General features: G+C 66.9%; 18 protein-coding genes. 16 read left to right on the top strand and 2 right to left on the bottom strand.

Annotated features, from left to right (window positions below; all coding sequences use genetic code 11):
• The first annotated feature begins 116 nt into the window (after positions 1-116).
• The 7 genes from AC07PV_RS04760 (at position 117) to AC07PV_RS04730 (ending at position 8,006) form a co-directional block, all read left to right on the top strand.
• Positions 117-1,364, top strand: a complete 1,248-nt coding sequence (locus AC07PV_RS04760; RefSeq protein ID WP_494629566.1) for an ROK family transcriptional regulator — start codon at positions 117-119, stop codon at positions 1,362-1,364.
• Positions 1,361-2,851, top strand: coding sequence for a sugar ABC transporter ATP-binding protein (locus AC07PV_RS04755; protein WP_494629565.1), 1,491 nt, complete (start codon positions 1,361-1,363; stop codon positions 2,849-2,851). Before AC07PV_RS04760 ends, AC07PV_RS04755 begins: the two co-directional genes overlap by 4 nt.
• Positions 2,832-3,848, top strand: a complete 1,017-nt coding sequence (locus tag AC07PV_RS04750) for an ABC transporter permease (RefSeq protein ID WP_494595036.1) — start codon at positions 2,832-2,834, stop codon at positions 3,846-3,848. Before AC07PV_RS04755 ends, AC07PV_RS04750 begins: the two co-directional genes overlap by 20 nt.
• Before the next feature lie 206 nt (positions 3,849-4,054).
• Positions 4,055-5,041, top strand: a complete 987-nt coding sequence (locus AC07PV_RS04745) for a substrate-binding domain-containing protein (RefSeq protein WP_494629563.1) — start codon at positions 4,055-4,057, stop codon at positions 5,039-5,041.
• A 115-nt stretch (positions 5,042-5,156) separates the two neighbouring features.
• Positions 5,157-6,167: a sugar phosphate isomerase/epimerase family protein gene (locus tag AC07PV_RS04740; protein WP_494629562.1), complete on the top strand. Its 1,011-nt coding sequence runs from the start codon at positions 5,157-5,159 to the stop codon at positions 6,165-6,167.
• Positions 6,168-6,216: 49 nt separating this feature from the next.
• A complete protein-coding gene (locus AC07PV_RS04735; RefSeq protein ID WP_494629560.1) occupies positions 6,217-7,383 on the top strand; it encodes a Gfo/Idh/MocA family protein in 1,167 nt (388 codons plus the stop codon).
• A gap of 53 nt (positions 7,384-7,436) precedes the next feature.
• The gene (locus AC07PV_RS04730) at positions 7,437-8,006 is read left to right on the top strand and encodes a sugar O-acetyltransferase (protein ID WP_218294345.1); all 570 of its coding nucleotides are present in this window, start codon (positions 7,437-7,439) and stop codon (positions 8,004-8,006) included.
• Positions 8,007-8,045: 39 nt separating this feature from the next.
• Here AC07PV_RS04730 and AC07PV_RS04725 read toward each other — a convergent pair whose 3' ends face one another.
• Both AC07PV_RS04725 and AC07PV_RS04720 read right to left on the bottom strand, forming a co-directional pair.
• Positions 8,046-8,402, bottom strand: coding sequence for a hypothetical protein (locus AC07PV_RS04725; protein WP_218294346.1), 357 nt, complete (start codon positions 8,400-8,402; stop codon positions 8,046-8,048).
• A 270-nt stretch (positions 8,403-8,672) separates the two neighbouring features.
• Positions 8,673-10,142 (bottom strand): aminotransferase-like domain-containing protein, encoded by a 1,470-nt coding sequence (locus tag AC07PV_RS04720; protein ID WP_494629558.1) that lies wholly within the window; start codon positions 10,140-10,142, stop codon positions 8,673-8,675.
• A 152-nt stretch (positions 10,143-10,294) separates the two neighbouring features.
• Between AC07PV_RS04720 and AC07PV_RS04715 the strand changes: the two genes are divergently transcribed.
• From AC07PV_RS04715 to typA, 9 genes are all read left to right on the top strand, one after another.
• Positions 10,295-11,098 (top strand): c-type cytochrome, encoded by an 804-nt coding sequence (locus tag AC07PV_RS04715; RefSeq protein WP_494629557.1) that lies wholly within the window; start codon positions 10,295-10,297, stop codon positions 11,096-11,098.
• 14 nt (positions 11,099-11,112) lie between these two features.
• Positions 11,113-12,393, top strand: a complete 1,281-nt coding sequence (locus tag AC07PV_RS04710) for a c-type cytochrome (RefSeq protein ID WP_494629555.1) — start codon at positions 11,113-11,115, stop codon at positions 12,391-12,393.
• A 79-nt stretch (positions 12,394-12,472) separates the two neighbouring features.
• On the top strand, positions 12,473-12,883 hold the full coding sequence (locus tag AC07PV_RS04705) for a thioredoxin family protein (RefSeq protein ID WP_494629554.1): 411 nt from the start codon (positions 12,473-12,475) through the stop codon (positions 12,881-12,883).
• Positions 12,884-13,281: 398 nt separating this feature from the next.
• Positions 13,282-13,875 (top strand): ribosome maturation factor RimP, encoded by a 594-nt coding sequence (gene rimP / locus AC07PV_RS04700; protein ID WP_218294351.1) that lies wholly within the window; start codon positions 13,282-13,284, stop codon positions 13,873-13,875.
• A 77-nt stretch (positions 13,876-13,952) separates the two neighbouring features.
• Entirely contained in the window at positions 13,953-15,437 is a 1,485-nt protein-coding gene (gene nusA, locus AC07PV_RS04695) for a transcription termination factor NusA (protein WP_218294352.1), read from the top strand.
• Between the two features lie 24 nt (positions 15,438-15,461).
• Positions 15,462-18,329 carry a translation initiation factor IF-2 gene (gene infB / locus AC07PV_RS04690; protein WP_218294353.1) on the top strand — a complete coding sequence of 956 codons (2,868 nt, stop codon included), beginning with the start codon at positions 15,462-15,464 and terminating at the stop codon, positions 18,327-18,329.
• A gap of 18 nt (positions 18,330-18,347) precedes the next feature.
• On the top strand, positions 18,348-18,719 hold the full coding sequence (rbfA, locus tag AC07PV_RS04685; RefSeq protein WP_008904004.1) for a 30S ribosome-binding factor RbfA: 372 nt from the start codon (positions 18,348-18,350) through the stop codon (positions 18,717-18,719).
• A 2-nt stretch (positions 18,720-18,721) separates the two neighbouring features.
• Entirely contained in the window at positions 18,722-19,726 is a 1,005-nt protein-coding gene (gene truB, locus AC07PV_RS04680) for a tRNA pseudouridine(55) synthase TruB (RefSeq protein WP_492255185.1), read from the top strand.
• The gene (gene typA / locus AC07PV_RS04675; protein WP_218294355.1) at positions 19,723-21,546 is read left to right on the top strand and encodes a translational GTPase TypA; all 1,824 of its coding nucleotides are present in this window, start codon (positions 19,723-19,725) and stop codon (positions 21,544-21,546) included. The genes truB and typA overlap by 4 nt, the downstream gene beginning before the upstream one ends.
• Positions 21,547-21,598: the final 52 nt, after the last annotated feature.

Here is a 21,598-nt window from a genome sequence, read left to right as displayed (position 1 = left end):
TTTGGATAAAAATAGGTCAAAGTTCAGTCTTGCTCGGCCAAAGTAGACCGCATAGCATCCCTGTCAAGCACCCACCCCCATGAGGTGCTGCACTACAAATTGACAGGAGACAAGCCTTGCCATCCACCCGCTGGAGTCATTGCGGCACCGAAGACCTGGACGTCTTGCAGACCATCTTCTGGTCCGCAGGCGCGTCGCGCAATGCGCTCGCGCAGCGCCTGGCCTATTCCAAGAGCAAGGCCAACGCCATGGTCGCGGCGCTGCTGGACGAGGGCCTGCTCGACGAGGTGGGCCTGCAGGAATCCTCTGGCGGCCGGCGGGCCGAAACCCTTCGTTTGAGCGAAACCCTGGGCGTGGTCATCGGCGCCGACCTGGGCGCCACCAGCATGCAAGTGGCAGTGATGCGGCCCGACATGACGGTGCTGGCGCGGCACCGCGAGCCCATCGATGTGCGCCAGGGGCCGGGCGTGATCCTGGCGCGTGTGCGGGGGCTGATGCGCGAGTTGCTGGCGCGCTGCGGCATGCAGGCTTCGCAGGTCATCGCCATCGGCATGGGCGTGCCGGGGCCGGTGGATTTTGAAAGCGGGCAGCTCGTCAACCCGCCGCTGATGCCCGACTGGGACGGCTTCTCCATCCGCGACTACCTGCGCGAGGCGTTTGCCGCGCCGGTGTTTGTGGACAACGACGTGAACCTGATGGCGCTGGGCGAGCTGTGGCGGCTGCAGCGCAATCTGCCCAACTTCCTCGTGATCAAGGTGGGCACGGGCATCGGCTGCGGCATCGTGTGCCACGGGCAGGTGTACCGGGGCGCCAATGGCTCGGCCGGCGACGTGGGCCACATCTGCGTGGACCAGAGCGGGCCGCGCTGCCACTGTGGCAACCAGGGCTGTGTCGAGGCGATGGCCGCAGCGCCCGCCATGGCGCGCATGGCGATGGAGGCCGTGGAGCGTGGCGAGAGCGCGATGCTGGCCGAGCGCCTGCAGGCCACCGGCACGCTGACGACCGAAGACGTGGCCCAGGCCAGCAAAGCGGGTGATGTGGCGGCCAACGCGATCATCCAGCGCGCGGGCAGCCTGGTGGGGCAGATGCTGGCGTCCATCGTGAACTTCTTCAACCCGTCGCATGTGTTCATTGCGGGGCGGGTGACGGACATGGGGCCGCTGTTCCTGGCGTCGGTGCGGCAAAGCGTGTACCACCGGTCGCTGGCGCTCTCTACGCGGCACCTGGAGATTCAGTACGCGCCGCTGGCCGACGATGCGGGCGTGGTGGGCGCGGGCGTGCTGGCCATGCAGCAAAGCCTGGCGCTGTCGCCGCGTGCGTCTTCTTCTGCGACCAAAGCCAATGCCGTGGGGGCCACACGATGAGCGTCGCTGTCGAGTTTCGCAATGTGACCAAGGAGTTCGGCCCGGTGCGCGTGCTGCACGGCGTCGGCTTTGCGCTTCAGCCGGGCCGGGTGTATGGCCTGCTGGGCGAGAACGGCGCGGGCAAGTCCACGCTGATGAAGATTCTGGCGGGGTACGAGAGCCCCACCACCGGCGAGGTGGTGGTGGACGGCGCGGTGCGCGCCCCGGGCGGTGGCTCGCGCGCGGCCGAGGCGCAGGGCATTGTGCTGATCCACCAGGAGTTCAACCTGGCGGACGACCTGACGATTGCGCAGAACATCTTTCTGGGGCACGAGATCAAGCGCGGCCCCTTCCTGGACGACAAGGCGATGCGCGAGAAGACGCGCGCTGCACTGGCACAGGTGGGTTTGCCGCTGGACCCGGACACGCGGGTGAAGAAGCTCATCGTGGCCGAAAAGCAGCTGGTGGAGATTGCCCGCGCGCTGGCCCGCAACGCGCGCCTGCTCATCATGGACGAGCCCACCGCCACGCTGACCCCGGGCGAGACGGAGCGCCTGTTTGCGCTGATGGCCGGGCTGAAGGCTGCGGGCGTGACCATCATCTACATATCGCACAAGCTCGACGAGGTGGAGCGCACCACCGACGAGGTGGTGGTGATGCGCGACGGCTTGCTGGTGGCGCGCGAGGCCACGGCCAGCGTGACGCGGCGGCAGATGGCCAACCTGATGGTGGGCCGCGAGCTGGCGGATTTGTTCCCGCCCAAGCTGCCCGCGCCTGCGGGTGGAGAGCCCGCCATCAAGGTGCGCGGCCTCTCGGTGCCGGGCTGGGCCGAGGACGTGAGCTTTGACGTGCGGCGCGGCGAGATTCTGGGCTTTGCCGGGCTGGTGGGCGCTGGCCGCACCGAGCTGTTCGAAGGCCTGCTGGGCCTGCGCCCGCGCTCGGCCGGCACGGTGGAGCTGGCGGGCAAGCCGGTGAATTTGAAAAGCCCGCGCGATGCGGCGCGCCACGGCCTCACTTACCTGAGCGAAGACCGCAAGGGCAAGGGCCTGCACGTGCACTTCAGCCTGCGGCCCAACCTGACGCTGATGGCGCTGGAGCGCTACGCCAAGCCCTGGCTCGACCCGGCGGCCGAGCAGGCTGCGCTGCGCGATGCGGTGCAGGAGTTCGGCATCCGCACCGGGTCGCTGGAGGTGCGCGCGTCCTCGCTGTCGGGCGGCAACCAGCAAAAGCTGGCGCTGGCCAAGGTGCTGCACCCCGGGCCCAGCGTGGTGGTGCTGGACGAGCCCACGCGCGGCGTGGACGTGGGCGCCAAGCGCGAGATCTATCACCTGGTGCAGCGCCTGGCGGAGCAGGGGCTGGCGGTGGTGGTGATTTCTTCCGAACTGATGGAGCTGATCGGCCTGTGCCACCGCGTGGCGGTGATGCGCGCCGGGCGGCTGCAGACCACGCTGCAAGAACCACATTTGACCGAAGAGGAGTTGATCGCACATGCCACAGGTACCCGCTGAAAACGCATCCACCGCAGCGGGCCGCCACGGCGGCGCCACGGCCTGGTGGGGCAAGCTGCACGGGCTGGGCCCGGTCATCGGGCTGGTGCTGCTGTGCATTGCCGGCACGCTGCTCAACAGCAACTTCGCCACCTACGACAACGTGATGAACGTGCTCACGCGCACGGCCTTCATCGGCATCATCGCGGTGGGCATGTGTTTTGTGATCATCTCGGGCGGCATCGACCTGTCGGTGGGGTCGATGGCGGCGCTGATCGCAGGCTCGGTCATCCTGTTCATGAACGCGATGGCGCCCGTGCTGGGCTCGCCGATGGCGGCCGTGGTAGTGGGCATGCTGCTGGCGGTGGTGCTGGGCGCGGTGTTCGGGCTGGTGCATGGTTTGCTCATCACCAAAGGGCGCATCGAGCCCTTCATCGTGACGCTGGGCACGCTGGGCATCTTCCGTGCGTATCTCACGTACTTCTCCAACGGCGGGGCCATCACGCTGGAGAACGATCTTTCGGACATCTACAGCCCGGTGTATTACGCCAACCTGCTGGGCGTGCCCATCCCCGTGTGGATCTTCCTGCTGGTGGCTGTCATCGGCGGCGTGATTCTCAACCGCACGGCCTATGGCCGCTATGTGCAGGCCATCGGCTCCAACGAGCAGGTCGCGCAGTACGCGGCGGTGGACGTGCACAAGATCAAGATCCTGACGTACATGCTGCTCGGGGTGTGCGTAGGCATCGCCACCTTGCTCTACGTACCGCGCCTGGGCTCGGCATCGCCCACCACGGGGCTGCTGTGGGAGCTGGAGGCTATCGCCGCGGTGATCGTGGGCGGCACGGTGCTCAAGGGCGGGGCGGGCAGCATCACCGGCACGGTGGTGGGCGCCATCCTGCTCTCGGTCATCAGCAACATCCTCAACCTCACAAGCATCATCAGCGTGTACCTGAATGCGGCGGTGCAGGGCTTCGTGATCATTGCCGTCGCATTCATGCAGCGTGGCAAAAGGTGACGGAGTGGCCGGAACAACTCTTCTGGCGTTGTTGCTGCGTCTTGTCGTACTCGCCGTACAGCCTGCGACACAGCGCCTAGCCAGGACCGCTTCGCTGAGTTTTCCAGCCACTCTTGACGTGAATTTATTTTTCGAGGTGTTCCCCAGTCGGCCAGGCTTTCATGGCCATTTTTCAGCAAAGCAATAGCAACAGGAGACAACGCATCATGAACAGCAAGACAACTTCTTCCTTCACCCGCCGCCTGGCCCTCTCGGCCGTGGGTGCCGCAGCAGCGCTGGCGCTCGCCGGCCCCGCCATGGCCCAGGCCAACAAGACGGTGGTGGGCGTGGCCATTCCGTCGGCCACGCACGGCTTCACCGGCGGCATCGTGTACTGGGCCAACCAGGCCAAGAAGGACCTGGAGAAGGCCCACCCCGGCCTGCAGGTCATCGTGAAGACCGCAGGCGGCGCGCCCGAGCAGGCCAACCAGCTGCAGGACTTGGTGACGGTGAACAAGATCAACGCTCTGGTCATCTTCCCGTTCGAATCGGCGGCGCTGACCAAGCCCGTGGCCCAGGTCAAGGCCAAGGGTGTGTACGTGACGGTGGTGGACCGCGGACTGACCGACACCAGCGCGCAAGATGCGTATGTGGCGGGTGACAACACGGCCTTCGGCAAGATCCCGGCCGAGTACATCGCCAAGGCGCTGGGTGGCAAGGGCAACGTGGTGGCCATGCGCGGCATTGCGACCACGCTGGACAACGAGCGCATGGACGCGTTCAACGCGGTGCTCAAGAACCACCCCGACATCAAGCTGCTGGACGCCAAGTACGCCAACTGGAACCGCGACGATGCCTTCAAGGTGATGCAGGACTACCTGACGCGCTTTCCGCAGATCGATGCCGTGTGGGCGGCCGACGACGACATGGCCGTGGGCGTGCTCAAGGCCATCGAGCAGGCCAAGCGCAAGGACATCAAGCTGGTGTTCGGCGGCGCGGGTGCCAAGGGCATGATCAAGACGCTGGCCGATGGCAGCAACCCGCTGATCCAGGCGAATGTGTCGTACAGCCCCAAGTTCATTTACGACTCGATCAAGCTGACGGCCGAGGCGCGCATCAAGGGCGAGAAGCTGCCTGCGACGACGATCATCCCGTCGGTGCTGATCACCAAAGAGAACGCGAAGAGTTTCTACTTCCCAGACTCGCCATTCTGATGGTGTTTTTGAGTCAAATAAGCCTCTAGCGCTTATCCATCAAGCGCAAGCAGCTATTGAAAATATAGCTGCTTGCCGCTTCGCACCTGCAACCCCACGCCCCTTGGGAGCCGCCATGCCAAGACCCGTCACCCTTTTTACCGGCCAATGGGCCGACTTGCCGCTGGCAGAACTCGCGCCGCTGGCACGCAGCATGGGCTACGACGGCCTGGAGCTGGCCTGCTGGGGCGACCATTTCAACGTGCAGGAGGCGCTGTCGTCGCCCCAGTACGTCAAAGACAAACACGCACTGCTGGCCCAGCACGGCCTGCAGTGTTTTGCCATCGGCAACCACCTGGTGGGCCAGGCCGTGTGCGACCTGATCGACGAGCGCCACCAGTCCATCCTGCCGCCGCATGTGTGGGGCGACGGCGAGCCCGAGGGCGTGCGCCAGCGCGCCGCCGCCGAGCTGGCCGACACGGCGCGCGCCGCCGCCAGGTTTGGCGTGAAGACAGTCACGGGCTTCACGGGCTCGTCGGTGTGGCATTCGATCTATGCGTTTCCGCCCACCACGCAGGCGTATTGGGACAAGGGCTTTGCCGACTTCGCCCAGCGCTTCGGCCCCATCCTCGATGTGTTCGAAGAGCACGACATCAACTTCGCGCTGGAGGTGCACCCCACCGAGATCGCGTTCGACATCGCCTCGGCCGGGCGCGCGATTGCGGCGGTGGACGGCAACAAGCGCTTTGGCTTCAACTACGACCCCAGCCACCTGGCCTACCAGGGCGTGGACTACATCAAGTTCATCCGCCAATTTGCCGACCGCATCTACAACGCCCACATGAAGGACGTGTGGTGGGGCAAGGGCGACGGCACGGTGGGTACGTTCGGCGGGCACACCAGCTTTGGCGATGCCCGGCGCCACTGGGACTTTCGCAGCGTGGGGCGCGGGATGATCGATTTCGAATCCATCATCGTCGCGCTCAACGACATCGGCTACCAGGGCCCGCTCTCGGTCGAGTGGGAAGACAGCCGCATGGACCGCGTGCACGGCGCCACCGAGAGCGCGGCGTTCTGCAAGCGGCTCGACTTCAAGCCCGCGGCGGGCGCATTCGATGCCGTCTTTGCACGGGACAAGCAGGCCTAGCCGCGCTCCTCAAACCGACAACAACACACAGCGAGCAAAGGCTTTTCGTATGTCCAGTGAAAGAAAGCTCCGCTGCGCCATGGTGGGCGGTGGCTACGGCGCCTTCATCGGTGCGGTGCACCGCAAGGCCATGGCGCTCGACGGCCAGTTCGAGCTGGTGGCGGGCGCTCTGTCATCCTCACCCGAGCGGGCCCGCGCATCCGGCGCCGAGCTGGGCCTGGCGGACGACCGCAACCACGGCAGCTGGCAGGACCTGCTGGCCGACGAGCTGCGCCGCAGCCCGGGCGACCGCATCGACCTGGTGAGCATCGTCACCCCCAACCATGTGCACCACCCGGTGGCCCTGGCCTTTGTGCAGGCGGGCTTTCATGTGGTGTGCGACAAGCCGCTGGTGCACACCAGCGCGCAGGCCGATGAGCTGGTGGCGGCTGTGAAGAAGGCCGGCACCGTGTTCGGCGTGACCTACAACTACACCGGCTACCCCATGGTGCGCGAGGCGCGCCACCTGGTGCAGAGCGGCGCCCTGGGCACGCTGCGCAAGGTCACCGTGGAATACAACCAGGGCTGGCTGGCCACGGCGGTGGAGCAGGGCAGCGGCAACAAGCAGGCCGACTGGCGGCTGGACCCCGCGCGCAGCGGCGCCGTGGGCACCATGGGCGACATCGGATCGCACGCCGAGAACCTGGCCGCCACCGTCACCGGCCAGCGGCCGGAGGCGCTGTGCGCCGACCTCACCACCTTCGGCGCCGGCCGCCGGCTGGACGACGATGCACAGCTGCTGCTGCGCTATGCGGGCGGCGCACGCGGCGTGATCGTCGCGTCGCAGGTGGCGGCGGGGCTGGAGAACGATGTGCGCCTGCAGGTGTCCGGCACGCTGGGCACGCTGGTGTGGCGGCAGGAGGACCCGAACCACCTGGTGCATTCGCCGGTGGACGGGCCGCGCCGCATCCTCACGCGCGGCTCGCCCTGGCTGAGCGAATCGGCGCTGCGCGCGGGGCGCATTCCGGCCGGGCACCCGGAGGCTTTCATCGAAGCGTTTGCCAACGTCTACCTGGGCGTGGCGGCCGACATCCGCGCCCGGGCGTCGGGCAGAACCGCCAGCGCGCTGGAGGCCGATTACCCGCGCGTGGAAGACGGGGCCGAAGGCGTGCGCTTCATCGAGAAGGTGGTGGAGTCCGCCGCGAGCGAGCGCAAGTGGACGGCGCTGGCTGGGTAGGCGGGCGGGCAGGCGGGCCGGTGGAGGGGGATGGCACAGGGCAGAATCACCCGATGACCTCCGAGAAAGACAAGATGATCTCCGGCGCGCCGTACATGGCCGCCGACCCGCAGCTGGTGGCCGACCGCCTGCGCGCCCGCCAGTTGTGCCACGCCATCCACCACGCGCCTGCGGCGGATGCTGCCGCGCTGCAAGCCCTGCAGGCGCAGCTGCTGCCGGGCCAGCCCGGCAGCGTGCAGATCACGCCACCGTTTCACTGCGACTACGGCTACAACATTTTTCTGGGTGAAGGCGTGTACTTCAACTTCAACTGCGTGGTGCTCGACGGCGCGCCGGTGCGCATCGGGGCCCGCACGCTGTGCGCGCCGGGCGTGCAGATCTACACCGCATCGCACCCCTTGTCGCCCGAAGAGCGCGCGACCGGCGTCGAGCTGTGCCTGCCCGTGACCATCGGCGAGGACGTGTGGATTGGCGGCGGCGCCATCATCTGCCCCGGCGTGACGATTGGCGATGGTGCGGTGATCGGCGCGGGCAGCGTGGTCACGCGCGACGTGCCGGCGCGGGTGCTGGCGGCGGGCAACCCGTGCCGGGTGGTGCGGCCGCTCGACCCGCTGGTGGCCTGAGGCGACCCGGCGAACCCGAGCGGTCGCCCGCACGGCGGCTTACTGGGCGTTGGCCAGCTGGAACCGCTGGTCGAAGTTCATCTTGCCCAGCACGCGCAGCGCGGCGGTGCGCGTGGCGGCATCGACCTTGCTGATGTCCAGGCTGTAGCGCCTGGCGGTGGACACCACGTCCACGCACTTGTGCCCCCATTGCACGGCCACCAGCAGGGTGGCGCGCTGGCCCGCCTCCACGCCGCCCACGGAGACGCCGCGCTGTTCGGGCCGCAGCATGAATTCCAGGTGGGGCGTGCGCGTGAGCGTGAGGCGACTGGCTCCCACGGGGCCCAGCGCGAACGAGACGACCCAGTCGTCTTCATCTTCCACGGTCAGGAACGGGACATGCTGGGGTGCTGCCATGGTGGGCGTCGGGTGGGGTGGAAAAGGCCTCGCGGGGCCAGGCTGGTAGCGCTGCCCCGGTTGCGGACGGCCGCCAGTATGCCGTTGCAAGAGCTGTGCCGAGGGCGGGAGAACCCGAGGTTGGGCCTTTCCAACGCGGCGGCGGCATGTCAGTTTGCTGCAAGCAAGGGCATGCGCCGCAGGGCGGGTGCCCTGGAGGCCAGGGAACCCGGTGAAAAGGGGTATTTGGGTAAAACTGGCTCCAAGCGATTGATGTGTAAGCGCTGGCAGCTACTGTTTTGATAGCTTCGTGGGAGCGGACGGCTCTCGTGCCATCGCCGAGGCCAGGGCGCCCACGGTGGCCAGGGCGGCTTCAAAGCGGCTTTGCGCGGGGTGCCCGTAGTTGATGCGCACACAGTTCGCAAAGCGCCGGTCCGCCGAAAAGATCTGTCCTGGTGCCAGGCTGATGCCCTGCTGCAGTGCCTGGCGGTGCAGTTGCAGGGCATCGATCTGCGGGGGCAGCTCCACCCACAGGAAGTACCCGCCCTCGGGCTGCGCGACCCGCGTACCCGGTGGGAAATGCCGGGCCACCGCCGCCAGCGCCGTCGCCTGCTGCTGCGCCAGGCTGCGGCGCAGCTGGCGCAGGTGCCGGTCGTAGCCGCCCTGGGCCAGGTACTCGGACAACGCCTGCTGCGACGGCGTGGCGGCCGAGAGCGTGGTCATGAGCTTGAGGCGCTGCACCGCCGTGGCAAAGCGGCCCGCCGCCACCCAGCCCACGCGGTAGCCGGGTGCCAGGCTTTTGCTGAACGAGCTGCAGTGCATCACCAGGCCTTCGCCGTCAAAGGCCTTGGCCGGGGGCGGGCGGTGGGGGGCGAAGTGCAGTTCGCCATACACGTCGTCCTCGATCAGCGGGATCTGGTGGCGCGCGAGCAGGGCCACGAGTTCGCGCTTCTTGTCCTCGGGCATCAGGCTGCCCAGCGGGTTCTGGAAGCTGGGCATCAGCCAGCAGGCCTTGACGGGCTGGTGAGGGGGCTGGCGCGCCAGGGCTTCGGCCAGCGCGGTCAGGTCGATGCCGTCGCGCGGGTGGGTGGCCACCTCCAGCGCCTGCAGGTTCAGACGCTCCAGCGCCTGCAGCGCGGCGTAGAAGGTGGGCGATTCGACCACCACGACGTCGCCGGGGCGGGTGACGGCCTCCAGGCAGAGGTTGAGCGCCTCCATCGCGCCGTTGGTGATGATGATCTCCTGCGCGTCCACGGCCATGCCGTGCAGGCCGTAGCGCAGCGCGATCTGCTGGCGCAGGCGCTCGTCGCCGGGCGGCAGGCTTTGCACGATGCTCCAGGGGTCGAGCTTGCGCATGCCGCTGCCCAGGCAGCGCGCCAGGCGCTCCAGCGGAAACAGCTCCAGCCCCGGAAAGGCCGAGCCCAGGGGCACCAGGTCGCGGTCGCGCGCCAGGCCCAGCACCTCGAACACCAGGTCGCTGATGGCCACGCCGGTGGAGGTGTGCGCCGGCTGCGAGGGCAGGGGCTCGGCGGGCCGGGACTCGGCGGCCGGCAGCCGGGCGCTCACGTAGTAGCCCGAGCGCGGGCGCGCATGGATCAGGCCCTGGGCCTCCAGCAGGTAGTACGCCTCGAACACGGTGGACGGGCTGATGCCGCGCGTGCGGCTGGCCTCGCGCACCGAGGGCACGCGGTCGCCTGGGCGCAGCGCGCCGCTGTGGATGAGCTGGGCAATGGCGTCGGCGTGGCGTTCGTAGCGTTTCATGGGGGGCTGGGGTTGATCCAGGGCAAACTGATCTGTATTTTTAACTAGAAACTGAATCTGTACTGTTTTTGGGGCGGGGCGTAGAGTGGCGGCATGTGCTGGTGTCCGTCGCGATGTGTGCGGGCCGGCCGCTTCCCTACTGATAAAACCCCATGATCGATTGCCTGCGCAGCCTGCTGCGCCCTGTTTCCCGCCTGGCCGGCGCCTCTGCCGCGATGGCGCTGGCGTGGAGTGCTGGCGCCTGGGCCCAGCCCGTGCCTCGTCCTGCGGCGGCTGCGGCGGCCCCGGCCGCCACGGTGTCCGCGTCGTCGATGTCCTCGCGCGTGCTGGCCTGCACGGCCTGCCACGGCAAGGAAGGCCGTGCCACGCCCGACGGCTACTTTCCGCGCATCGCCGGCAAGCCGGCGGGCTACCTGGCCAACCAGCTGCTCAACTTCCGCGACGGGCGGCGCAGCTATCCGCAGATGACCTACCTCATCGAGCACCTGACGGACGACTACCTGCGTGAAATGGCCGAGCACTTTGCCGCGCAAGATGTGCCGTACCCGCCGCCGCCCGCACCCCAGGCGCCGGCCGCCGCGCTGGAGCAGGGGCGCCAACTGGTGCAGCAGGGCGATGCCGCGCGCCGCATTCCGGCCTGCGTGTCGTGCCACGGCAACGCCATGACGGGCATGGCGCCGTCCATCCCGGGCCTGCTGGGCCTGCCGCGCGACTACCTCAACAGCCAGCTGGGCGCCTGGAAGACCGGCCAGCGCCGCGCGCATGCGCCCGACTGCATGGCCGACATCGCCCGCCAGCTCACGCCCGACGATGTGAGCGCCGTGTCCGCCTGGCTGGCCGCCCAGCCCGTGGCAGGGGGCGGCAAACCCGCCCGCACGCTGCCCGCCCCCATGCCCGCCCGCTGCGGCGGCGTGGCCGAGGTGCCCGTGGCGGCCGCTTCCGGCGCGGCGCGCTGAGAGGGATGTCATCCATGAAACGCATCCTCTGGACGATTTCTTCCGTGCTGGCCGCCCTGGGCATCACGGCCGCGGCACTGGTCACCCTGAACCTGCGCGGCGAAGAGCCGCTGCCCGGCGCCGAGACGCTGCAGGGCACGCCCGCGCTGGTGGCGCGCGGCGAGTACCTGGCCCGTGTCGGCAACTGCATGGCCTGCCACACCACCCAGGGCGGCGCGCCGTTCGCGGGCGGGCGCGGCATCGAGACGCCGTTCGGCGTGGTGCACAGCTCCAACCTCACGCCCGACAAGGCGCAGGGCATCGGCAGCTGGACCTCGGCCGAGTTCTGGCGCGCCATGCACCATGGCCGCAGCAAGGACGGGCGCCTGCTGTACCCCGCCTTCCCGTACCCCAACTACACCCAGGTCACGCGCGAGGATTCCGATGCCATCTTTGCCTATCTGCAAAGCGTGCCCGCCGCCGCCGAAGCCAACCGGGCGCATGCGCTGCGTTTCCCGTACAACACGCAGGCGGCGCTGGGCGTGTGGCGCGCGCTGTTTTTCACCCCGGGCACACCCCGGCCCGAGCCCGCACAGACGGCCGAGTACAACCGGGGCGCCTACCTGGTCAACGGCCTGGGCCATTGCACCGCCTGCCACACGCCACGCAACGCGCTGGGCGCCACCACGGATGCCAAGGCCTTCACCGGCGGGCTGATTCCCGTGCAGAACTGGTATGCCCCCGCGCTCAACGCGGCGGCCGAGGCGGGCGTCAAGGAATGGCCCGCCGAGGACGTGGTGGCCTTGCTCCAAACCGGGGTGGCCCCGCACGGCTCGGTGCTGGGCCCCATGGCCGAGGTGGTGTTCCGCAGCACGCAGTACCTGACCGATGCCGACGCGCGCGCCATGGCGGTATACCTGCAGGCCTTGCCGCAGCAGGGCGGCCCCGCGCCCGCAACGCCGCCCGCCCCGCCCTCCGCGGCCATGGCCCGGGGCGCGAAGGTGTATGAGCAGCAGTGCGCGAAATGCCATGGCGACGCGGGGCAGGGCGAGCCTGGGGCGTTCCCCGCGCTGGCCGGCAACCGCGCGGTCACGCTGGCCGATCCCACCAACCTGGTGCGCGTGGTGCTGCAGGGCGGCTACCTGCCCGCCACCGCCGGCAACCCGCGTCCGCACGGCATGCCCCCGTTCCAGCAGGCCCTGTCGGACGAGGAAGTGGCGGCGGTCGCCACCTTCGTGCGCAACAGCTGGGGCAACCAGGCGCCCGGTGTGGGTACCATCGAGGTCTACCGTGCCCGCGAGCGGCGCGGCATGTAGACCCAGACCCGGCCCCCGGGAGGGCCTCTGCGCACGGCCGCAGGGGGTCCCCGGCCGGAATGACCCAGGAGTTACGCTGATGGAAAGTCCGGCCGTGTTGCCCGATCCCGCCTCAGGGGCGCCCCCGCAGGCCGCCGCTGGCGGTTGGTGGGCTGTATGCCTGTGCGCGGGCTGGTGCGGCACCTGCCGCGACTACCGCCCCCTGTTCGACGAACTGGCCCGGGCGAACCCCGGGGTGCGGTTCGAATGGGTGGACATCGAGGACGAGTCCGAGATCGCGGGGGACCTGGATGTGGAGACTTTTCCCACACTGCTGATCGGCCGCGGCACCAGCGCGCTTTTTCTGGGGCCGCTGCTACCGCAGGCGCCAGTGCTGGCCCGGTTGCTGGGCAGCCTGCAGGCGGGCGCGCGCAATGCCTCGGCGGCCGGGGCCGAGGCGCAGGGCGTGTTCGAGCGCGTGCGCGCGGCGCGCGGCGCCCAGGACGACTAGGACGACGAGGACAAATCGGCTGGGCAGGCGGGGCGCAGCAGCGCACCTTTCTGCCGGAAACGCCGCTGGCCGCGCAGGCGCCGGATTTTTGTGCCGGCGGGGCCCCTGCCGGCGGGTTCAGAAGGCAGTTTGACCACAGTCCATCTTTGCAAATCAAGGCGTTACACGCTACAATATGAATCTCACGACCAAACGGGCGGGTACCAACCGCCCGTTTTTTTTGGTCGAATGCTTTTGGAGCTCGAAGCTGTCGGGGAAGGTCTCCGGGGGTTATCGGGTTTTTTGTTTTGGACTTACGCAAACAAGGGCGCACAGGAAGTGCTCCCACCATGGGGTCGGCGACTCGCCGGATCCCGATTTGCGTCAGTCGTGTTGTTTTCCGGGATTGAACTGAACACGTGGCATTACAGCAAGTCGTTGAACAAATTGTGACGGGCCTGGGATATGACCTGGTGGAGATCGAACGCTCTGCCGGTGGTCTGCTGCGCATCACCATTGACTTGCCCTGGGTGCAGCCGCCCGCCGACGCGCCGGTCCCGGCGCTGGATCAGTTTGTCACCGTCGAAGACTGCGAAAAGGTCACGCGCCAGCTGCAATTTGCGCTGGAGGTCGATGGCGTCGAGTACAAGCGCCTGGAAGTGTCTTCCCCCGGTATCGACCGCCCCTTGCGCCACGAGCAGGACTTCGTGCGCTTCGAGGGCTCGGTCATCGACATCACCCTGAAGGCGCCCATCGGCGCCGCAGCGGCGGGGCAGGTCAATGCCACCCGCAAGAAATTTCGCGGCACGCTGGAGCGGGCCGAAGCTGGAGGCTGGCAGATCGTCTGGAGCGACGAGCCGCCGGTCAAGCCGGGCCAGAAGGTGAGCAAGAAACGCGTTCCGGCGCCGCTGCAGGCGCTGGGTTTTACCCTGGATGAGGTGCGGGACGTCCGTCTGGCGCCCATCGTGGATTTCAAGGGGCGTGGAGGCAAGGCCGGGCCGGCGTCCGCCTGAGTGGCTGAATGAATTGGGGTGGGTGGCCGCAGCGCGCGGACCCTGCCCTCGGGTGATTGAAACAGGAGAGTCGTCGCATGAATCGCGAATTGTTGATGTTGGTTGAGGCCATTTCGCGCGAAAAGAACGTTGAGCGTGATGTGGTCTTGGGCGCCGTGGAGTCGGCCTTGGCCCAGGCTACCAAGAAGCTGTACCAGGGCGAGGTGGACATTCGCGTGTCCGTCGATCGCGACAGCGGCAACTATGAGACTTTCCGCCGCTGGCTGGTCGTGCCCGATGACGCGGGCCTGCAGAATCCCGAAGCCGAAGAGCTGCTGATGGATGCGAAGGACCGCATTCCCGACATCGAAGTCGGCGAGTACATCGAAGAGGGTGTCGAGTCCGTGCCGATCGGCCGCATCGGCGCCATGGCCGCCAAGCAGGTCATCCTGCAGAAGATCCGTGACGCCGAGCGCGAAATGCTGCTCAACGACTTCATGTCGCGCGGCGAGCGCATCTTCACCGGCACCGTCAAGCGCATGGACAAGGGCGACATCATTGTCGAGTCCGGCCGTGTGGAAGGCCGCCTGCGCCGCAGCGAGATGATCCCCAAGGAAAACCTGCGCAGCGGCGACCGCGTGCGGGCCATGATCATGGAAGTGGACCTGACCCTGCGCGGCGCGCCCATCATCCTGTCGCGCTCGGCCCCCGAGTTCATGATCGAGCTCTTCCGTCAGGAAGTGCCCGAGATCGAGCAGGGCCTGCTGGAGATCAAGTCCTGCGCCCGCGACCCCGGCTCGCGTGCCAAGATCGCCGTGCTGTCGCACGACAAGCGCGTGGACCCCATCGGCACCTGCGTCGGCGTGCGCGGCACCCGTGTGAACGCGGTGACCAACGAACTCGCCGGCGAGCGCGTGGACATCGTGCTGTGGTCCGAAGACCCCGCCCAGTTCGTGATCGGCGCGCTGGCACCGGCCAACGTGTCCTCCATCGTGGTCGATGAGGAAAAGCACGCCATGGACGTCGTGGTGGACGAGGAAAACCTCGCCATCGCCATCGGCCGCGGCGGCCAGAACGTGCGCCTGGCGTCCGATCTGACCGGCTGGAAGATCAACATCATGGACGCCGCCGAAAGCGCGCAGAAGCAGGCCAACGAGACCGACACGGCCCGCAAGCTGTTCATGGAAAAGCTGGATGTGGACGAGGAAATCGCCGACATCCTGATCTCCGAAGGCTTCAACAGCCTCGAAGAAGTGGCCTATGTGCCGCTGCAGGAAATGCTGGAGATCGAAAGCTTCGACGAAGACACCGTCAACGAGCTGCGCGCCCGCGCCAAGGATGCGCTGCTCACGATGGAAATCGCCCGCGAGGAAAGCGTGGAAGAGGTCTCCCAGGACCTGCGCGACCTCGAAGGCCTCACCCCCGAGCTGATTGCCAAGTTGGCTGAAGGCGGTGTGCATACACGTGACGACCTGGCCGATCTGGCCATTGATGAACTGACCGACCTGACCGGACAGTCTGAAGAAGAAGCCAAAGCCTTGATCATGAAGGCGCGCGAACACTGGTTCGCGGGGCAAGAGTAAAGGTCAGGGAGGCACGAACCACATATGTCCAGTAATACTGTCGCCGAGTTTGCAACCGAACTCAAAAAATCGCCTGAAACCCTGCTCGACCAGCTCAAGGCTGCGGGCGTGGGCAAGGCTGCCCCCTCCGACGCGTTGACCGAGTCGGACAAGCAAAAGCTGCTTGCCTATCTGCAGGCCAGCCATGGCACGGCTTCGGCCGACCGCAAGAAGATCACGCTGGTGAAGAAGTCCACCAGCGAGATCAAGCAGGCCGATGCCACGGGCAAGGCCCGCACGATCCAGGTGGAAGTGCGCAAGAAGCGCACGTTCATCCAGCGCGATGAAGGTGCCGAGGCGTCTGCAGAAACCCATGCGCCCGTGGCGGCGCAGGAGGCTGCTGTTTCCAGCGAGGATCTCGAGCTGTCCCGCCGCGAGGAAGAAGCGCGCCGCCAGGCCGAGCTGATCCGCCGCCAGGAGGCGGAGCTGGCCGAGAAGCGCGCTGAACGCGAAGCCCGTGAAAAGCGCGAACGCGAAGCCGAGGAGCGTGCTGCCGCCTACGCTGCGCAGGAAGCCGAAAAGAAGGCCCAGGCCTCTGCCGTCAAGCAGGAAGCGACCCGCGAGCAGGCCGCTGAAACCGCTGCGCGCAGCGCCGCCCAGGCCGAAGCGCGCGAAAAGGCTGCTGCCGAGTCCAAGGCCCGCTCCGACGAGGAAGCCGCGCGTGCGGCCGATCTGGATGCCCGCCGCCGCAAGGCCGAAGCCGAGGCCGCGGCCATTCGCTCCATGATGGCCACGCCCAAGAAGGCGGTCATGGTGGCCAAGAAGCCCGAGGAACCCAAGCCCGTGGCCAAGCCCGCCGCGGTGGGCGATGCCAAGAAGGGCACGCTGCACAAGCCGGCCGTGGGCACGGGTGTGGCGCGTGCGGGGGCTCCGGCCGCCGCCGGCGCAGGCGCGCCCGGCGCCGGCAAGGAAGTGAAGTCGGCCAAGCTGTCCTCCAGCTGGGCCAATGACACCGCCAAGAAGAAGGAAATCAAGACCCGCGGCGACAGCAGCGGCGGTGTCGGCCGCAACAACTGGCGTGGTGGCCCGCGTGGCCGCCGTGGTGACAACCGCGACCATCGCGACGACCACCAGCAGTCCGCACCGGTCGAGGCGCGCATCATTGAAGTGCATGTGCCCGAGACCATCACGGTGGCAGAGCTGGCCCACAAGATGTCGATCAAGGCGTCCGAAGTGATCAAGGCGCTGATGAAGATGGGCCAGATGGTCACCATCAACCAGCCGCTGGACCAGGACACCGCCATGATCGTGGTGGAAGAGCTGGGCCACAAGGCGGTGGTGGCGGCGCTGGACGATCCGGAAGCCTTCACCGACGACGATTCGACGCAGCAGAACGCAGAGTTGTTGCCGCGCGCCCCGGTCGTGACCGTCATGGGCCACGTCGACCACGGCAAGACCTCGCTGCTGGACTACATCCGCCGCGCCAAGGTCGCTGCGGGCGAAGCCGGCGGCATCACGCAGCACATTGGTGCCTACCACGTGGAAACACCGCGCGGCATGGTGTCGTTCCTCGACACCCCGGGTCACGAGGCCTTCACGGCCATGCGTGCCCGCGGTGCCCAGGCCACGGACATCGTGATCCTGGTGGTGGCGGCCGATGACGGCGTCATGCCCCAGACCAAGGAAGCCATCAAGCACGCCAAGGCGGCGGGTGTTCCTATCGTGGTGGCCATCACCAAGGCCGACAAGCCCGATGCCAACCCCGACCGTGTCAAACAGGAGCTGGTGGTCGAAGAGGTGGTGCCTGAAGAGTACGGTGGCGATTCGCCGTTCGTGCCTGTGTCTTCCAAGACCGGCATGGGCATCGACACGCTGCTCGAGCAGGTGCTGCTGCAGGCCGAAGTGCTGGAACTCAAGGCACCGGTGGATTCGCTGGCCAAGGGCCTCGTGATCGAAGCGCAGCTCGACAAGGGCCGCGGCCCCGTGGCGACCGTGCTGGTGCAGTCCGGCACCCTCAAGGTGGGCGACATCGTGCTGGCAGGCCAGACCTATGGCCGCGTGCGCGCCATGCTGGACGAAAACGGCAAGGTGGCCAAGACGGCGGGACCGTCGATCCCGGTGGAAATCCAGGGCCTGACGGAAGTGCCGCAGGCCGGCGACGAATTCATGGTGCTCACGGACGAACGCCGTGCCCGCGAAATCGCCACCTACCGTGCCGGCAAGTTCCGCAACACCAAGCTGGCCAAGCAGCAGGCTGCGAAGCTGGAGAACATGTTCGCCGACATGACGGCAGGCGAAGTGAAGATGCTGCCCATCATCGTCAAGGCCGATGTGCAGGGTTCGCAGGAAGCGCTGGCGCAGTCGCTGCTCAAGCTGTCGACCGACGAAGTCAAGGTGCAACTGGTGTACGCCGCCGTGGGCGCCATCAGCGAGTCGGACATCAACCTGGCGATCGCCTCCAAGGCCATCGTGATCGGCTTCAACGTGCGGGCCGATGCCGGTGCGCGCAAGCTGGCCGAGGGCAATGGCGTCGATCTGCACTACTACAGCATCATTTACGACGCTGTGGACGAGCTGCGCGTGGCCATGTCCGGCATGCTGGCCCCCGAGCAGCGCGAGGAGATCATCGGCACGGCCGAGATCCGCACGGTGTTCGTGGCCACCAAGATCGGCACGATTGCCGGTTCGTACATCACCTCGGGCATGGTCCATCGCAACGCACGCTTCCGCCTGCTGCGCGACAACGTGGTGGTCTACACGGGCGAAGTCGATTCGATCAAGCGCCTCAAGGACGATGTCAAGGATGTCAAGGAAGGCTTCGAGTGCGGTATCAAGCTCAAGAACTACAACGACATCAAGGAAGGCGATCAACTCGAATTCTTTGACATCAAGGAAATCGCGCGGACGCTGTAAGGCATCGGTGACGACGACATGGCTGCGAAGAAATCTTCCACCCCCAACCGCGCCTTCAAGGTCGCCGACCAGATCCAGCGCGATCTGACGGAGCTGATCGCGCGCGAGTTGAAAGACCCGCGCGTGGGCATGGTGACGCTGCAGGGCGTGGAGGTGACTCCGGACTACGCCCATGCCAAGGTGTTCTTCAGCCTGCTGACGGGCGACCCTGTGGAGACACAGGCGGCGCTCAACCAGGCTGCGGGTTTCCTGCGCAACGGCTTGTTCAAGCGCCTGCACATCCACACGGTGCCCACGCTGCACTTCGTGTTCGACCGCACCTCCGAGCGGGCGGCCGACATGAATGCCTTGATTGCCAAGGCTGTCTCTTCCCGCGCAAAAGAGGATTAGCCATGCAGCCAGCGCCACGCACCAGGGTGCAGCGGCGCCCTGTGCATGGGGTGTTGCTGCTCGACAAACCGCTCGGCCTTTCGAGCAACGACGCCTTGCAAAAGGCGAAATGGCTCCTGCGCGCCGAAAAGGCGGGCCATACCGGCACGCTCGACCCGTTGGCCACCGGCGTGCTGCCCCTGTGTTTTGGCGCGGCCACCAAGTTCAGCCAGCTGCAGCTCGACGCACCCAAGACCTATGAGGCCCTGGCGCTGCTGGGAGCGACGACGACGACCGGCGATGCCGAGGGCGATGTGGTGCAGCGCTGCGATGTCGACCCTGCCCAGCTCACCCCTGAGCGTCTGGCGGCGGTGCAGCAGCAGTTCACCGGCCCCATCCGCCAGGTGCCGCCCATGCACAGCGCGCTCAAGAAGGATGGCAAGGCGCTGTATGAATACGCCCGTGCGGGCATCACCGTGGAGCGCGAGGCGCGCGACGTGGTCATTCACGCACTGAAATTGACGCTGGTCCAGACAGATCAAGCGCAAAGCGCTATCAAAATAGTAGTGACCTGCAGCAAAGGCACCTACATCCGTACCCTGGGGGAAGACATTGGCGCCGCCCTGGGCTGCGGGGCGCACCTGACCTTTCTGCGCCGCATCGATACCGGCGGGATCGGCGTGGAGCGCTGCGTCACGCTGGCACAGCTGGAAGCCATGCCCGAGGCCGAACGGCTGGCCAGCCTGGAAGCTCCCGAGTCGCTGCTGGCGCAACACGTGCGTGTCACGCTGGACGGTGAGAATGCAGCCCGATTCCTGTCGGGCGTGCGTCGCCGTGGCAACTGGCCCGATGCCAGTGCCGTGGCGGTGTTTGGCGAGAATCCCCCGGCGCTGCTGGGGGTGGGCCACATCGTGGGCGGGGAGCTGGTGCCGGACAGGCTCCTGAGTCCGCTGGAAATTCAACAAATTTTGGAAAGCACGCCGCATTCCGCGTCCATGGCGCACAGCGGCATATTGGAAAAACTATGACTAAACAAATCCGCAATATCGCCATCATTGCCCACGTTGACCATGGCAAAACCACCATGGTCGACCAGCTGCTGCGCCAGTCCGGCACCTTCGCCGACCACGAAAAGGTCGTCGATACCGTGATGGACAACAACGCCATCGAAAAAGAGCGCGGCATCACCATCCTGGCCAAGAACTGCGCCGTGAGCTGGAAGGGCACGCACATCAACATCGTGGACACCCCCGGCCACGCGGACTTCGGCGGCGAAGTGGAACGCGCCCTGTCCATGGTGGACAGCGTGGTGCTGCTGATCGACGCGCAAGAGGGCCCCATGCCCCAGACGCGTTTCGTGACCAAGAAGGCCCTGGCCCTGGGCCTGCGCCCCATTCTGGTCGTGAACAAGGTGGACAAGCCGGGTGCCAACCCCGACAAGGTCGTGAACGCAGCGTTCGACCTGTTTGACAAGCTTGGCGCCACCGACGAGCAGCTCGACTTCCCCGTGGTGTACGCCTCGGGCATCAACGGCTGGTCGTCGCTCGAAGAAGGCGCGCCCGGTGAGCAGTGGGGCCCCGACATGTCGGCCCTGTTCGACACCATCCTCAGCCACGTGCCCCCGAACACGGGCGACCCGGCTGCCCCGCTGCAACTGCAGATCTCGGCGCTGGACTTCTCCAGCTTCGTGGGCCGCATCGGCGTGGGCCGCATCAGCCAAGGCACCTTGAAGCCCATGATGGACGTGGTCGTCATGGAAGGCCCCGACGGCAAGGCCGTCAAGGGCCGTGTGAACCAGGTGCTGACCTTCCAGGGCCTGGACCGCATGCAGACGCCCATGGCCGGCCCCGGCGACATCGTGCTGATCAACGGCATTGAAGACATCGGCATCGGCGTGACCGTGACCGACCCTGCCAATCCCGCACCGCTGCCCATGCTGAAGGTGGACGAGCCCACGCTGACCATGAACTTCTGCGTCAACACCAGCCCGCTGGCCGGCCGCGAAGGCAAGTTCGTGACCAGCCGCCAGATCTGGGACCGCCTGCAAAAGGAACTGCAGCACAACGTGGCCCTGCGCGTGAGCGAGACCGACGAGGAAGGCATCTTCGAAGTGATGGGCCGGGGCGAACTGCACCTGACCATCCTCTTGGAAAACATGCGCCGTGAAGGCTACGAGCTCGCCGTGTCCAAGCCGCGCGTGGTGTTCAAGGAAATCAACGGCGAGAAGTGCGAGCCCATTGAGCTGGTGACGGCTGACATCGAAGAAGGACACCAGGGCGGCGTGATGCAGGCCCTGGGTGAGCGCAAGGGCGAGCTGGTGAACATGGAGCCGGACGGCCGTGGCCGCGTGCGCCTGGAGTACCGCATTCCGGCGCGTGGCCTGATCGGCTTCACGAACGAATTCCTGAACCTGACGCGCGGCTCCGGCCTCATCAGCAACATCTTCGACAGCTATGAGCCGCACAAGGGCGACATCGGCGGCCGCAAGAACGGCGTGCTGATCTCGATGGACGACGGCGAGATCTTCACCTACGCCCTGGGCAAGCTGGACGACCGTGGCCGCATGTTCGTGAAGGCGAACGACCCCGTGTACGAAGGCATGATCGTCGGCATCCACAGCCGCGACAACGACCTGGTGGTGAACGCCACGCGCACCAAGCAGCTGACCAACTTCCGCGTGAGCGGCAAGGAAGACGCGATCAAGATCACGCCCCCGATCGACCTCACGCTGGAATACGGCGTGGAATTCATCGAGGACGACGAACTGGTCGAGATCACGCCCAAGTCCGTGCGCCTGCGCAAGCGCCACCTGACCGAGAATGAGCGCAAGCGCGCTTCCCGGTCCTGATAGGCTGAGCTTCCCCGGAAGGGCCACTGCTGCGCAGTGGCCTTTTTTCCGT

It is taken from the genome of Acidovorax sp. GW821-FHT09A11 (genome assembly GCF_059418365.1).
This window is presented reverse-complemented; position numbering and strand designations above follow the sequence as displayed.

Coding starts and splice junctions, on each gene's coding strand:
- AC07PV_RS04755 (WP_494629565.1), top strand. CDS start 1,361: ATGAGCGTCGCTGTCGAGTTTCGCAATGTGACCAAGGAGTTCGGCCCG.
- AC07PV_RS04750 (WP_494595036.1), top strand. CDS start 2,832: ATGCCACAGGTACCCGCTGAAAACGCATCCACCGCAGCGGGCCGCCAC.
- AC07PV_RS04745 (WP_494629563.1), top strand. CDS start 4,055: ATGAACAGCAAGACAACTTCTTCCTTCACCCGCCGCCTGGCCCTCTCG.
- AC07PV_RS04740 (WP_494629562.1), top strand. CDS start 5,157: ATGCCAAGACCCGTCACCCTTTTTACCGGCCAATGGGCCGACTTGCCG.
- AC07PV_RS04735 (WP_494629560.1), top strand. CDS start 6,217: ATGTCCAGTGAAAGAAAGCTCCGCTGCGCCATGGTGGGCGGTGGCTAC.
- AC07PV_RS04730 (WP_218294345.1), top strand. CDS start 7,437: ATGACCTCCGAGAAAGACAAGATGATCTCCGGCGCGCCGTACATGGCC.
- AC07PV_RS04725 (WP_218294346.1), bottom strand. CDS start 8,402: ATGGCAGCACCCCAGCATGTCCCGTTCCTGACCGTGGAAGATGAAGAC.
- AC07PV_RS04720 (WP_494629558.1), bottom strand. CDS start 10,142: ATGAAACGCTACGAACGCCACGCCGACGCCATTGCCCAGCTCATCCAC.
- AC07PV_RS04715 (WP_494629557.1), top strand. CDS start 10,295: ATGATCGATTGCCTGCGCAGCCTGCTGCGCCCTGTTTCCCGCCTGGCC.
- AC07PV_RS04710 (WP_494629555.1), top strand. CDS start 11,113: ATGAAACGCATCCTCTGGACGATTTCTTCCGTGCTGGCCGCCCTGGGC.
- AC07PV_RS04705 (WP_494629554.1), top strand. CDS start 12,473: ATGGAAAGTCCGGCCGTGTTGCCCGATCCCGCCTCAGGGGCGCCCCCG.
- nusA (WP_218294352.1), top strand. CDS start 13,953: ATGAATCGCGAATTGTTGATGTTGGTTGAGGCCATTTCGCGCGAAAAG.
- infB (WP_218294353.1), top strand. CDS start 15,462: ATGTCCAGTAATACTGTCGCCGAGTTTGCAACCGAACTCAAAAAATCG.
- rbfA (WP_008904004.1), top strand. CDS start 18,348: ATGGCTGCGAAGAAATCTTCCACCCCCAACCGCGCCTTCAAGGTCGCC.
- truB (WP_492255185.1), top strand. CDS start 18,722: ATGCAGCCAGCGCCACGCACCAGGGTGCAGCGGCGCCCTGTGCATGGG.
- typA (WP_218294355.1), top strand. CDS start 19,723: ATGACTAAACAAATCCGCAATATCGCCATCATTGCCCACGTTGACCAT.